Source organism: Mycobacterium sp. (genome assembly GCF_049608025.1).
GTDB lineage: Bacteria > Actinomycetota > Actinomycetes > Mycobacteriales > Mycobacteriaceae > Mycobacterium.
The window spans coordinates 1-13,874 of the sequence record NZ_JBMYXC010000072.1 but is presented as its reverse complement, the minus strand read 5'-3'; the positions used below and the strand labels follow the sequence as shown (position 1 = coordinate 13,874).

Sequence of the window (13,874 nt, the reverse complement as noted above, 5' to 3'; positions counted from 1 at the left end):
CACACTGAGTCCACACGGTCCGCTCCAAGTCCGCGCTCAGCGTAGCGTTGTACCGCTGCTCGACTTCGGGTCGCACCTGTAGGCACCCACCCCGGCGGGCAAGCCGACCGACCGCACTGGCAACCAAGCGGGCGCCGGCCTCGAGGACGTAGACGATCGAACTTCCGGCCTGATTGGTGTTGGGCCCGTACAACATGAAGAAGTTCGGGAAGCCGCTCACCGCAGCGCCCAGGAACGCACTGGGCTCACAACCCCACTGTTCATGCAGCGTCGTGCCACCGGCCCCCACGACCTCGATGCCCGAAAGATACTCGGATGTTTCGAATCCCGTGGCGAGCACGATCGCGTCGACCTCCACGATGTCGCCGGCTGTGGTGATGGCCGAATTTTCGGTCACCCGATCGATCGGATCGGTCACCAACTCGACATGGTTCTGTTGCAGCGCACGATAGAAATCGTCACCCAGCAGCACCCGCTTGCAGCGGAACGGATAGTCCGGCGTCAGTGCCCGACGAAGCGCGGCGTCGGGCACCGTACTTTCCAAGAACGCGGTCGCGAACTGGGCGCGGCTGGACACGAGCGGATCATCAGCCATCGTCGCGGTGTTGTCATGGAAGAACTTCCATACGCGCCACCGTTCCCGGCGCACAGCCAACGGATTACGCCGGAATCTCGCCAACTCATCCGAGGTGAAGGGACGGTCGTCCTTGGGGACCATCCATGGCGCCGTGCGCTGAAAGACGGTGAGGCGCGAGGCACTCTTCGCCAGCTCTGGGATGACCTGGACCCCGCTGGCACCGGTACCGATCACCGCAATCTTCTTACCCGCCAGGTCGATGCGGTCATCCCAGCGCGAGGTGTGCAGCAGAGTGCCTGCGAAGTCGTCAAGACCGGCGATCTCGGGATACTTTGGCGCACCGAACAATCCGACCGCGCTGACCAGGACATCGGCACTGATCGTCGTGAGGTCGTCGGTGCCAACGCGCTGAACTTCAAGTTCCCACTGGCGGGTGTCCTCGTGCCAGCGGGCCCGGCGTAGGCAGGTGCCGAGCATCAGGTGGCGGCGTAGGTCGAATTCGTCGGCCACCGACTCCAGGTAAGCCAGAATCTCTGGCTGGCGCGCGTAGGTCCGGCTCCATGATCTGTTCAGCGCGAAGGAGAAAGAATAGAAGTGACTTTGGACGTCACAGGCAGCACCGGGATAGGTGTTGTGCCGCCAGGTGCCACCGACCCCGTCGCTACCTTCGACGATGACGATGTCGTCGACTCCGGCGCGCCGTAGCGCCACCGCTGCGCCAAGTCCGCCGAATCCGGCCCCGATGATTGCCACCCTGGGTGAGCGTCGGCGCCGCGTCGCAGCCCGAATCCGGCCGGCGGCGTACCGCAGTTGAGCCCGCCCAGACGTCACTGCGCGACCTCTTCGGTACGAACGTCCAGGCCGTCCAGATCCCCTCTCTGCCGCCAATCCTCCAGGATGTCTGCGTATTCGGTCGGTTGGCCGAAGAAGAAGCTGCCCTGCCTCGTCTTCTCGTTCGCCTGTCCCTCGCGGTTGTAGTAGCCCGGGGTGCATGATTTGGCACGCTGGGCAGTGACCGCCGAGCGCTCACGGACCGTCTCGACCCACGCTGCTTCAGCGTCGGCCGAAGGTTCGACCGCACTGTAGCCATGCTCCAGCGCCCGGGCGATGATCCAGGCGACGTGATTGGCCTGCACGTCGAGCAGATACGGAAAGTTCACGGTAAACCCGGACTGGGCGATGCTCTCGATGAAGCAGTTCGGCAACCCGTGCACCGATACGCCCTGAAAGGTCCGCACGCCGTCGCGCCACTTCTCGGTCAGCGAGAGGCCGTCGCGGCCGATCAACTCGAAGCCGGTCCGCTGCGCGTAATCGGTGCCGACCTCGAACCCGGTGGCGAAGATCAGGCAGTCCAACTCGTAGGCCACCCCGTCGACGACGACGCCTGTCTCGGTGATCCGCTCCACCCCGCGGCCACGGGTGTCGACCAGTGTGACGTTGTCTCGGTTGAATGTCTGCAGGTATTCATCGTGGAAGCACGGTCGCTTGCAGAAATACCCATACCAGGGCTTGAGCGCCGCAGCGGTGGCAGGGTCGGCCACCAACGCATCGACGCGGGCCCGCACCTCCTCCATCTTCGCGAAGTCGGCGAGTTCGACGCCACGCGCCCGCTGCTCAGCGGTGCAGCCCGCGGCCGAATGTTGCTGCATCACCGGGATCTTCTTGGTGATGCTGGTCCACGAGTCGGCAACCAGATCTTCCTCGGCTTGCCCACCTGCGGTGAGGATCTGGAAGTTCTCGATGCGTCGGCGTTGCCAGCCGGGCTCCAGGCCGGCGACCCATTGTGGGTCGGTCGGCCGGTTCGCTCGCACGTCCACCGACGACGGTGTGCGTTGGAAAACGTGCACGTGTTCTGCCGCCCGGGCAAGGTGCGGAACGCACTGAACCGCCGTGGCGCCGGTGCCGATGATGCCGACTCTCTTGTCCGCCAGTCCGGCCAGCCCGGCGCCGGTGTAGTCGTAGTCCCACCGACTTGTGTGAAACGCGTGACCGCGAAACGACTCGATACCAGCGATGCCGGGAAGTTTGGGTTTCTGAAGGTAGCCGTTAGCCATCGAGACGAAACGGGCAGCCATCTCATCTCCGCGATTGGTGGAGATGATCCAGCGTGATTTCTCTGCATCCCAACGGATTTCGCGCACTTCGGTCTGCAGGCACGCGTTTCGGTAGAGGTCGTAATGTTCGGCGATTCGCCGACAGTGGGCAAGAATCTCAGCGCCCCTGACGTATTTCTCGGTGGGGACATAGCCGAGTTCCTCCAGCAACGGGATGTACACGTACGACTCGACGTCGCAGGCGACGCCGGGGTAGCGGTTCCAATACCACGTCCCGCCCACGTCGGCGGCCTTGTCGATCAGCCGCACACCATCGACCCCACGCTCGCGTAGATGCACTGCGGTGAGCAGTCCGCCGAAACCGGCACCGATGATCGCGACGTCAACCTCATCGGCCAACGGTGCTCGCGTGAAGTGCGGATCGGCCCACGGGTCCGCACCGAACCCCGCGAACCGGCCGGCTACCTCGACGTACTGCGCGAGGCCGTCGGGCCGCAGCCGCCGGTCCCGCTCTTCGAGGTACTTCTGCCGCAGAGCCTCGACGTCCGTCGCCGAATTGTCGGAGCCAGCCACAGTGTTGATCCTCTTCTGGTATCGGCAGGCGCAGTCAACGTGCCTGCCGAGGATAGTGGCCCCAACTATATAATCAATCGATTGATCGTATCAAGGAGACGCGGGCTCGGCTGCAGGGCGGACCGGCTCTGGGTCATGCTCGAACAGTGTCCCGCGGATGAGCCGCTTCGAAGCCTCCAGCGTCGTGTGATAGGCGGCCGGTGAGGCGCTCGCGGCCAGTTCGGTCAGCCCATGCAGGAGCGCATAGAGCACCGCCACAGCAGCCCGGGCGTCCGCATCCTTGCTCAGCTCACCGCGCCGAACACCGTCATCGACGATGCCTTCGACGATGTGGCGCAACTCCAGAAATTGCACTTCGGCGGTTTGGACCTGCGTGAGGCTGGGGCCTTCAGCCCGGATCGCCCATTCGAACGCTGCCAGATCGGGATACTCGTGCATCAATTTGCCCGACTCGTCCAGCACCGCCTCGATACGGTCGATGGTGGAGCCAGAACATTGCGCCGCCAGGTGCAGCCGAGGCAGCGCGATGTCGGCTCTGGCCGCTATCGCCGCCGTCATCAGCGCTGATCGGTTGGGAAAATAGTTGTACAGACTGGCGCTGGTCATCCCCGCCATACGGGCGATCGATCGGATCGTGGCTTTCGAGTAGCCCATCTCGGCGACACACCGCATCGCGGCATTGATGATCCGGGTCCGGGTCGCCTCACCGCTGGCGCCAACTGGCCGGCCCAGTTGCGTAGTCGTCATCACCCCGGCATCCCATCGGCTCCTCGATCTACCTGCATCCCAACGACCCTCAACTCCGGGGACAGACCCCCGAGTTTATCGGGTTTTGGAGGTCCGATTACCGGTCGCGGCGACTTAGGGAAGAATCGAGGACATGGCCGTCCCACGCAAAGTTCGCGAAGAAGAAGAACTCAAGCCCTATCAGGTGGAACTGCTCAAGCTCCAGCGTTACCTGGAAGACCAGGACCGCCGGATGATCGTGCTCTTCGAGGGTCGAGACGCCGCCGGCAAGGGCGGCACCATCCGGCGTGTCACGCGCTACATGAATGAGAAGCACTACCGCGTCGTGGCCCTGGGTAAGCCCACCGAGGAGCAGCGCACCCAGTGGTATTTCCAGCGCTACGTGGCCCAGTTCCCCTCGGGTGGCGAGATGGTCTTGTTCGACCGCTCCTGGTACAACCGGGCGATGGTGGAACCGGTCTTCGGCTTCTGCACCGATGAGGAGCACCGGAATTTCTTGCGGGGCGTTGTCGGCTTCGAGAAGGATCTGGTCCGCCAGGGCACCACCTTGGTGAAGCTCTACTTCAGCGTCACCAAGGAGGAGCAGGCCCGCCGGTTCGAACGTCGGCGCGACGACCCTCTGCGCCAGTGGAAGCTCAGCGAGATCGACGTCCAGGCCCAGGAGCACTGGGACGACTTCACCGATGCCAAGTACCAGATGCTGCGGCGCACCAGCACCGCCGATGCCCCCTGGACCATTGTGCGCTCCGAAAACAAGCACCTGGCCCGACTCAACGCGATACGCGTGATGCTCAACGCCGTCCCGTATCAAGACCGCTCCGACTCGGTCGACTTCGTGCCCGACCAGGAGGTGGTGGTCCCCGCCGCCCAGGAACTCGCCCTCATGGAGGCCGATCGCATCCGCAGCGGCAAGTTCACCGGATGAGCGTTTGACTGACGCGAACTGACGATGAGGACATCCTTGATGACGGCCACCTTGTGCCCGCCACTTCGCCGTTAGGGAGACCGGTCGGGGCCAGCGGCGAGGCGACCCGGACCCGGATCATCAATGCCGCGATGCGGTGTGTCGCCGAGATGGGCTACTCCCAGGCCACAATTCGCGAGATTGCCCGCACCGCCGGCATGACCAGCGGCAGCCTCTATCACTATTTTCCGAACAAGTCGGAGCTACTCAAGGCCACCGCGACCGCCGTCGATGACATCGCCTTGCCGCGGCTGCGGGCAGCTGCAGCGGACAATCGTGACGTCGTCGACCGGCTCGAAGCGGTGTTGGACGAGTCGGAACGACTGATGCGCGAGTATCCCCACCTCGCTGACTTCGAGCGCGCGATTCGCGCCGAGAGCAGCCCACACCTGCGCCGTGACGAGGGGCAGCAACTGGGATCCACGGCGCTGCACGGCGTTATCGGCGACATCATCGGCGATACCGCGGCCCAGGGACTGTTGCCGTCGGGCACCAATCCTGAGGCGGCGGTGAGGGCCATCTACGCGCTAACCCGTGGATTGACCGAACAGGCGGCGGGCCTTGCCGAGCAGACCCACCGGGCGAATCTGGTCTCGGCCAAGCAACTCATCAGGGGAACTCTGTTTCGGGCCACCCCGCAGCGCGTCACTCCCGACGTCGCCGGTTCGGTGGGGTGAGCCGGTCGAACTCCTTCGCTGCGAACGTCTTGGCTATCGAAGGCGCTCGGCCACTGCCTTGATCTGGAGGAATTCCTCGAATCCGGCCAGTCCCATCTCCCGGCCGATTCCGGACTGTTTATAGCCGCCGAACGGGACATCGCCCGAATACCACACTCCGCCATTGACATTGATCGTCCCCGCACGCAAGCGGGATACCACCCAGTCGATACGAACGTGGTCGTTGCCGAACACCGTGCCCGACAGGCCGTACGGCGAGTCGTTGGCGAGTCGCACCGCATCCGCGTCGCCGTCGTGGGGCAACACCACCAACACCGGCCCAAAAATTTCCTCGCGCGCCACCCGCGCTTCATTGCTCAGGCCACTGATCACGGTCGGCTCGATGTAGAAGCCGGTCGAGAGCGTCTCAGGACACCCGCCGCCGCAGGCGAAACTACCGCCTTCCCGCAACGCCAGGTCGAGGTAGCCCCGCACACGATCCCGCTGCTTGGCCGAAATCAGCGGGCCGCAAACGGTCTTGGGGTCGGTCGGATCGCCGATCGGTACGCGCGCCATCGTGGCAGCTGTCGTTCGCACCGCTTCGTCGTAGTGCTCCCGCGGGACCACCAGTCGGGTGGTCAACGCACAACCCTGCCCGGAGTGCGTACAGACGGTGAGCGCCGCCGCCGTACACGCTGAGGCCAGATCGGCATCGTCGAGCACGATGAACGCGGACTTGCCGCCCAGTTCCAGAGACACCTTCTTGATTGTCTGCGCCGCCGCGGTCATCACCGACCGGCCGGTTTCAGTGGACCCGGTGAACGACACCAGATCGACCCGCGGATCCTCGGCCAACTGCGCGCCAATTCGGTGATCGCTCGAGGTGACGACATTGACGACGCCGGGGGGAAAGTCGGTTCTCTCGGCGATAATGCGGGCCACCTCCGCCGCGCACCACGGGGTGTCCGGAGCGGGCTTGAGTACGACGGTGTTGCCGGCGGCCAGCGCGGGCCCGAGCTTGGCCAGGTTGATCTGATGCGGAAAGTTCCACGGTGTCACCGCCCCGACGACCCCGAAAGGTTCGCGCACGATCGTGCGCCTGGTATTGATGCCCAGCGGGGCAGCCTCTCCCAAATCTTGGCACCAGGAATAGTTTTCGGCGGTGGCGGCCGGGATCGCCAGGTCATCGACCGGCACTTCCAGCTGTCCTTTGTACGTCAAGGCGATAGGGGTGCCCACTTCCGCGACCGTGATCCCGCGAAGCGCGTCGATCTCCTCGATCAGTGCCCCCCGCAGTTGGCGTAGGCAATGCACCCGCAACTCGACGTCGCGCGACCAGTCCGATTCGTCGAACGCGCCGCGCGCAGCGGAAATCGCGCGATCCATGTCCTCCGCGGTGGCATCGGCGGCCTCACCGAGCAATTCTTCCGTCGCTGGATTGATCGTGGGGAATTTGCCGCCGCGCCCCGCCGTCAGCTCGCCCCCGATCAGCAACTCGGTCACCTTGCCCGGCAGGGCTCGGCTCGCCACTGGGTACCTCCGTTCCAAGGCGTTGGGTTGACCCGTTGGATTGACACTCAGTGCAAGACCCGTTCGGTCGGCGTGAACACCACCGGCATGGCCTCGGGACCGCTGACGAAGTTGGCCGGCCGCAGCGGCACCACCGCATCCCCGGCGAGCCGCAGGTCGGGAAGCCGCTGCAGCACCCGACTGGTCATCTTCGACAGCTCAAGGCGGGCCAGCTGATTGCCCAGACAGAAGTGCGTGCCGAAGCCAAACGCCAAGTGATTGTTCGGGTTCCGGTCGATACGGAAGTGTTCGGGATCGCCGAAAACGCTCTCGTCGAAATTGGCGGACTCGAACATCAGCATGATCTTCTCGTCCTTGTGTAGCGCCGTGCCGTGGAATTCGGTGTCCGCGGTGAGGGTGCGGCACATGTTCTTGACCGGTGAGGTCCAGCGCAGCATCTCCTCGATGGCGCCCGGCAACAGCGACAAGCGCCCCCCACCGTCTTCGCGCGAGCGCTCATCTGCGGCCAAGCGCTCCCATTGTTCGCGGTGGCGCAGCAACTGCTCGGTACCGCCGGACAGAGTGTGCCGGGTGGTCTCGTCGCCGCCGATCAGGATGAGAAGCGTCTCCATGACGATCTCGTCATCGGCCATCCGCTGGCCCTCGACCTCAGAGTTCACCAGCACGGAGAACAGGTCGCCGGTGGGTTCGGCGCGCCGCTTGGCGATGACGTCCATGGTGAATGCGGTGTAGGCCGCGAAAGTCTCCATCACTTTCTGGATGGTCAACTCGTCCACATGCGAGCTGAGCCCGCCGACCAGGTCGTCGGACCACTTCAGCAGCATTTCGCGTTCTTCGGGTAACACCCCGAGCATGTCGCCGATGACCGCCATCGGCAGCGGGGCGGCGATGTCACGGACGAAGTCGCACTCGCCGCGTTCGCAGACCGCGTCGATCAGGGTGTCGCACAACGTCTCGATCGACGACACCCGGTCCATCACTCCCTTGCGGGTGAAGCCCGCATTGACCAGCTTGCGGCGCAACAGGTGCGCGGGATCGTCCATCTCGATCATGTAGGGCATGCCGGGCTGGTCCGGGCGAATGCCGCCGGCGCTGGAGAACAACTCAGGATTGCGCTCGGCATCGAGCAACGCCTGATGGCTGGTGGCGGCGGCCAGGCCGTTGCGGTCCCGGAATACGGGCTGGTTGGCCCGCATCCACTTGTAGGCCTCGCGGGCGGCAGGGCCATCGGCGTAGAAACGGCCATCGGCGAGGTCGACGTCCGGGCCGGCGACCGGCCCGGCATCGGCAACGTGGGGCGTGGACGTCATAGCACTCCTGATGATCGATGCTTAGTGGTGAATCACGCGACAGTTGCCGAAGGTCATGTCCACGTTGGCCGCCGAACTCGACAGAACCGCACGTTTGGGCAAGCCCAAGCGTGACAGTTCCGCGGCGTAGGGATGGTCACCGAGGCGAACCTCGACACCACCGGGTCGGTAGCGCACCCCGCTGAGCAGCATTTCCCCGGGGGTTTCGCGGGTCACGCCGTCCAGGTGGGAATACGTGTTGTGCACTTGCTTGCGCGAGGTGAACGCCGACGGCACGGGCACGCCGGGCCGAAATTCCATACTCACCGCCAGTTGTCCGTCGATGTTCACATCGAACCCGAACCTGCGCCCGTTGCGCACGGTGAAATCGGCCATCACCTTCGGGTAGCCCCAAATCGTCCGGCCGGCCTCCAACGTGAATGACTGGTCGACGGGGAGGTGATGGACGAATGCGCCGGCTGACTGCAGCGCGGCCAACCCGGTAGCGCCCGACGTCGGCGTTCCCGGAGGATTCACCATCACATTGGTGCCGTACTCGTAGTACTGCCCCAGGTCGGTGTCCTCGTAGCGCATCAGCATCAGCACCACCAAAGCGCGGCCTGCCCCCGTCACGCCGCGGAAGCGGCACACCTCCAGGCCGCTGTAGTCGATCATCTGTTGGGCGGCATCGGCGTCTACCACGAACATGGCGGTGTGCTGATGGGCCGTGCGGACCCGGACCGGCATGGTGAGCACGGTGCCGGCGACGGTGTGCCGGACGACTGGCGTGTCTTCGGGTGAGCGCTCGCGAGAAGACGATGCGTCGTTGGTCACGCCCCCAATCTAGAACCTGTTCTAGACACGCTGCAAGAAAGTGTCTATTCCCGGATCGAGACCAGCCCGGCCAACTCTCTGATCTGCTCGGTGTTTCGGCCTGTCACGACCATCATCGTCACGCCGGCCGCCTCCCAGACCTTGATCTGCCGACGGACGTGGTCGACGTCGCCGACGATCGCCGCGTCGTCGACGAGTTCGTCTGGGATGACCGCCGCGGCTCGCTCTTTTCCGTCCTGACGCCCCGAGCGGAACAACGCCGTGACTTCGTCCACCACCTCGGCATAGCCCATGCGCCGATACACGTCAGCATGGAAGTTCGTGTCCTGCGCGCCCATCCCGCCCATGTAGAGCGCCAGGTAGGGCTTCATCGCCTCGAACGCGGCGCTGCGGTCATCTGTGATCACGATGTTGGCGGTGGCGCAGATCTCGAAGTTCTCCCGGCTGCGCCGAGCCCCCTTACGCGCAAAGCCTTCGTCGAGCCATTCGTTGTAGGTATCGGCCATCCGGGGCGTGTAGAAGATGGGCAGCCATCCGTCACAGATCTCGGCGGCCATCGCGATGTTCTTAGGCCCCTCGGCGCCCAGCATGATCGGAATGTCGGCACGCAGCGGATGGGTGATCGGCTTGAGCGCTTTGCCCAGCCCGGTCGTGCCCTCGCCTGATAACGGCAGCGGGTAGTGCGGACCCGCACTGACCACCGGCGCCTCCCGAGCCCACACCTGCCGAATGATGTCGACGTATTCGCGGGTTCGAGCCAGCGGCTTGGGAAACCGCTGTCCGTACCAGCCCTCGACCACCTGCGGGCCGGACACTCCCAACCCGAGGATGTGCCGCCCTCCCGAGAGATGGTCCAGAGTCAGCGAGGCCATCGCACAGGCAGTCGGTGTGCGCGCGGACAGCTGCACCACCGAGGTGCCCAGGCGCAGCCGGCTGGTGGCCGACCCCCACCAGGCCAGCGGCGTGAACGCATCCGATCCCCACGCCTCGGCGGTGAACACGGTGTCGAATCCGGCCTCGTCCGCGGCGGCGACGAGTTCCGCCGCGTTCGTCGGTGGTTGCGCCCCCCAATAGCCGAGCTGAAGACCTAGCTCCATTTCCGCGACCTCCATACCCGTCTTGAAACCATTCTTAGAACCTGTTCTACTCGATGCCGTGACCACCAGCCACAGCAGCCCGGTGCAGATCGATCCCCATGAGCCGCCACTTTCGGCCCCGTTGAGGCTGTCCTTTGACTACACCCGTTCAGTAGGACCACTCCTCGGCGAATTCTTCACCGCTCTGCGCGAGCGACGTATTGTCGGGGTGCGTGGATCAGATGGGCGGGTACATGTTCCCCCTGCCGAATACGACCCCGTCACCTATGAACAACTGACGGAGATCGTACCGGTGGCCAGCGTCGGCACCGTCGTCTCGTGGACCTGGCAGCCCGAACCGCTCGAGAGTCAACCACTGGACCGTCCGTTCGCCTGGGCGCTGATCACACTCGACGGGGCCGATACCCCACTACTGCATGCGGTGGACGTCGGAGCCGACGGATCCGCTGATTCCATCAGCACCGGTGCCCGCGTGCACGTGCACTGGGCGGCCGAGACCGTGGGCGCCATCACCGACATCGCGTACTTCGAGTTGGGGGGCCAGGCGGAGGAGGTTCCCGCTCCGGCCGAAGGTCTGGACCCGGTGACCATCCAGGTGTCGCCCAGCAGCATAGAGATTCTGCATACGGCGTCACTTCCCGAGAGCGCCTTCCTACGCGCGCTGCAGCGGGGCAAGCTTCTGGGAGGCCGCACCGGCACTGATGGGAAAGTGTATTTCCCGCCGCGCGAAGCAGATCCGGCAACCGGCCAGGAGCTCGACCAGTTCATCGAATTGTCCGACATCGGCACAGTCACGACATTCGCGATCATCAACATCCCGTTCGCGGGCCAGCGGATCGCACCACCCTACGTCGCGGCCTACGTGCTGCTCGACGGCGCCGATATCGCCTTCCTGCATCTGGTTTCGGACATTGACGCCGACAAGGTCCGGATGGGAATGCGGGTGCAGGCTGTGTGGCGGCCCCGCGAGGAGTGGGACCTGGGCATCGACAACATCGAGTACTTTCGGCCGACGGGCGAACCCGATGCCGACTACGACACCTACAAGCATCACCTGTAAAGGGACATCGACTCATGACTGAAGTTGCCGTCGTCGGGTTCGCCCACTCACCCCACGTACGCCGCACCGACGGGACCACAAACGGTGTCGAAATGTTGATGCCGTGTTTCAGCTCGATCTACGCCGAGCTGGGCCTCAAGCAGACCGACATCGGCTTCTGGTGCTCTGGTTCATCGGATTACCTTGCCGGCCGAGCATTCTCATTCATCTCAGCTATCGACTCCATCGGCGCGGTGCCGCCGATCAACGAGTCACACGTGGAGATGGATGCGGCATGGGCGCTGTACGAGGCCTACATCAAAATACTGACCGGCGAGATCGATACCGCGTTGGTCTACGGCTTCGGCAAGTCCTCGGCGGGAATCCTGCGCCGAGTTCTGGCGCTGCAGACCGACCCCTACACCGTGGCGCCACTCTGGCCGGATGCCGTCAGCATGGCCGGACTACAGGCGAGGTTCGGCCTGGACACCGGAAAATGGACCGCCGAGCAGATGGCCCAGGTGGCACTGGCGGCGATGACGGCTGCACCGCGTGTCGATTCGGTCGAGCCGGCGAAGAGCATCGAGGAATTGCTGGAACGGCCGTACTTCGCAGATCCGTTGCGCCGCCACGACATCGCCCCGATCACCGACGGCGCCTCGGCGATCGTGCTGGCTGCCGGGGATCGGGCCCGCGAACTGCGGGAGCGACCGGCGTGGATCACCGGCATCGAGCACCGCATCGAGACGCCGGTGCTGGGGGCTCGAGATTTGACCACATCGCCATCGACGGCGGCCTCGGCGCGGGCCGCCACCGGCGGGGACGCCTCGTCCATCGAAATCGCCGAACTCTACGCGCCGTTCAGCCATCAGCAGCTGATCCTCAAAGAGGCCATCGGGCTACCCGAGAGCACCAAGATCAACCCCTCCGGCGGTCCGCTGGCTGCCAACCCGATGTTCTCGGCAGGCCTGGAGCGGATCGGATTTGCCGCCCGACACATCTTCGACGGCAATGCCTCGCGAGTGCTGGCCCACGCGACGAGCGGGCCTGCGCTGCAACAGAATCTGGTCGCCGTGCTGGAAGGGATGAGTTGATGAGCGGCAAGGAGCTTGCGGCCGTGCTGGGCACCGGGCAGACGAAGTACGTCGCCAAGCGCAAGGACGTCTCGATGAACGGCCTGGTTCGCGAGGCCATCGATCGCGCTTTGGCCGATGCCGGCGCCACGATGGCCGATATCGACGCCGTGGTGGTGGGTAAGGCGCCGGATTTCTTCGAGGGCGTCATGATGCCCGAACTGTTCATGGCCGACGCCACCGGCGCCTCGGGCAAGCCGCTGATCCGGGTTCACACGGCCGGTTCCGTCGGCGGCTCGACTGCGGTCGTGGCGGCGAGCCTGGTCCAGTCGGGCAAGTACCGGCGTGTGCTGACCATGGCGTGGGAGAAGCAGTCCGAGTCCAATGCCATGTGGGCGCTCAGTGTGCCGGTGCCCTTTACCAAACCCGTCGGCGCCGGCGCGGGTGGATACTTCGCTCCCCATATCCGGGCCTACATCCGGCGCTCCGGCGCACCGAATCACATCGGGGCAATGGTCGCGGTGAAGGACCGCCTCAACGGGACCCGGAATCCACTCGCCCATCTGCATCAACCCGACATCACGCTGGCGAAGGTGATGGAGTCCCCGATGTTGTGGGACCCCATCCGCTACGACGAGACTTGCCCGTCCTCCGACGGCGCCGCAGCGATGGTCATCGGTGACGAGCAGACCGCCGACGCCCGCGTCGCCGACGGTTATCCGGTCGCGTGGATTCACGCCACCGCGCTGCGGACGGAACCTCTGGCGTACTCCGGCCGCGATCAGGTCAATCCCCGGGCGAGTCGGGATGCCGCGGCTGCGCTGTGGAAGGCCGCCGGAATCTCCAATCCCATCGACGAAATCGATGTCGCCGAGGTGTACGTGCCGTTCTCGTGGTACGAGCCGATGTGGCTGGAGAGCCTCGGCTTCGCGCCCGAAGGCGAGGGCTGGAAACTCACCGAAGCAGGCGAAACCACGATGGGCGGCCGCATTCCTTTCAACCCCTCCGGCGGGGTGCTGTCGTCTAACCCGATCGGCGCATCCGGCATGATCCGCTTCGCCGAGGCAGCTATCCAGGTCATGGGCAACGGCGGCGACCATCAGGTCGAGGGTGCGCGCAAAGCCCTGGGGCACGCCTATGGCGGTGGCTCGCAGTACTTCTCGATGTGGGTCGTCTCGGTCGACAAGCCAGGTGAATCGAGCTCGTGATGCGATACACGTGCAGTTTCACCATGGGGCCGGGCGCTGTCTACATGGATTCGCTTTTCTACATGACGAACTGGTCTACATGAAGAAGTGGACCTCCGACTACCGGTAAACGCGGACGGCTCAATACACAGAAATTAGTGTCATCAACGAATCAGTGTCATCAACGTCGAGTGTCTGACTGTGATGTCTCAGGACATCGGTGACAGTTCTGCTTCAGGACATCGGTGACATGT

General features: G+C 64.5%; 12 protein-coding genes. 5 read left to right on the top strand and 7 right to left on the bottom strand.

Annotated elements, in window-relative coordinates; genetic code table 11:
• The 3 genes from ACPGXI_RS16555 to ACPGXI_RS16545 form a co-directional block, all read right to left on the bottom strand.
• The coding region (locus tag ACPGXI_RS16555) for a flavin-containing monooxygenase (protein ID WP_526654859.1) at positions 1-1,330 on the bottom strand (1,330 nt) is incomplete at its 3' end.
• 74 nt (positions 1,331-1,404) lie between these two features.
• Positions 1,405-3,204 (bottom strand): flavin-containing monooxygenase, encoded by a 1,800-nt coding sequence (locus ACPGXI_RS16550; RefSeq protein ID WP_526654857.1) that lies wholly within the window; start codon positions 3,202-3,204, stop codon positions 1,405-1,407.
• Positions 3,205-3,294: 90 nt separating this feature from the next.
• Positions 3,295-3,951 carry a TetR/AcrR family transcriptional regulator gene (locus ACPGXI_RS16545; protein ID WP_526654855.1) on the bottom strand — a complete coding sequence of 219 codons (657 nt, stop codon included), beginning with the start codon at positions 3,949-3,951 and terminating at the stop codon, positions 3,295-3,297.
• Between the two features lie 133 nt (positions 3,952-4,084).
• On the opposite strand from ACPGXI_RS16545, the gene ppk2 reads away from it, so the two are divergent.
• Positions 4,085-4,876, top strand: a complete 792-nt coding sequence (gene ppk2, locus ACPGXI_RS16540; protein ID WP_526654853.1) for a polyphosphate kinase 2 — start codon at positions 4,085-4,087, stop codon at positions 4,874-4,876.
• Between the two features lie 53 nt (positions 4,877-4,929).
• Complete coding sequence (locus ACPGXI_RS16535) at positions 4,930-5,592, top strand: TetR/AcrR family transcriptional regulator (protein WP_526654851.1); 663 nt, start codon at positions 4,930-4,932, stop codon at positions 5,590-5,592.
• 33 nt (positions 5,593-5,625) lie between these two features.
• On the opposite strand, the gene ACPGXI_RS16530 is transcribed toward ACPGXI_RS16535, so the two are convergent.
• From ACPGXI_RS16530 to ACPGXI_RS16515, 4 genes are all read right to left on the bottom strand, one after another.
• Positions 5,626-7,101, bottom strand: coding sequence for an aldehyde dehydrogenase (locus ACPGXI_RS16530; protein ID WP_526654849.1), 1,476 nt, complete (start codon positions 7,099-7,101; stop codon positions 5,626-5,628).
• 47 nt (positions 7,102-7,148) lie between these two features.
• Positions 7,149-8,411 (bottom strand): cytochrome P450, encoded by a 1,263-nt coding sequence (locus tag ACPGXI_RS16525; protein ID WP_526654847.1) that lies wholly within the window; start codon positions 8,409-8,411, stop codon positions 7,149-7,151.
• 21 nt (positions 8,412-8,432) lie between these two features.
• Positions 8,433-9,137 (bottom strand): acetoacetate decarboxylase family protein, encoded by a 705-nt coding sequence (locus ACPGXI_RS16520; RefSeq protein WP_526654861.1) that lies wholly within the window; start codon positions 9,135-9,137, stop codon positions 8,433-8,435.
• 131 nt (positions 9,138-9,268) lie between these two features.
• On the bottom strand, positions 9,269-10,321 hold the full coding sequence (locus tag ACPGXI_RS16515; RefSeq protein ID WP_526654845.1) for an LLM class F420-dependent oxidoreductase: 1,053 nt from the start codon (positions 10,319-10,321) through the stop codon (positions 9,269-9,271).
• A gap of 58 nt (positions 10,322-10,379) precedes the next feature.
• Here ACPGXI_RS16515 and ACPGXI_RS16510 point away from each other — a divergent pair, with 58 nt between their 5' ends.
• From ACPGXI_RS16510 to ACPGXI_RS16500, 3 genes are read left to right on the top strand one after another with little or no spacing between them, the layout of a single operon-like run.
• A complete protein-coding gene (locus tag ACPGXI_RS16510) occupies positions 10,380-11,381 on the top strand; it encodes a Zn-ribbon domain-containing OB-fold protein (protein ID WP_526654842.1) in 1,002 nt (333 codons plus the stop codon).
• 14 nt (positions 11,382-11,395) lie between these two features.
• Complete coding sequence (locus tag ACPGXI_RS16505; protein WP_526654840.1) at positions 11,396-12,454, top strand: beta-ketoacyl-[acyl-carrier-protein] synthase family protein; 1,059 nt, start codon at positions 11,396-11,398, stop codon at positions 12,452-12,454.
• Positions 12,454-13,641 carry a thiolase family protein gene (locus tag ACPGXI_RS16500; protein ID WP_526654838.1) on the top strand — a complete coding sequence of 396 codons (1,188 nt, stop codon included), beginning with the start codon at positions 12,454-12,456 and terminating at the stop codon, positions 13,639-13,641. The genes ACPGXI_RS16505 and ACPGXI_RS16500 overlap by 1 nt, the downstream gene beginning before the upstream one ends.
• The last annotated feature ends 233 nt before the right edge of the window (positions 13,642-13,874 follow it).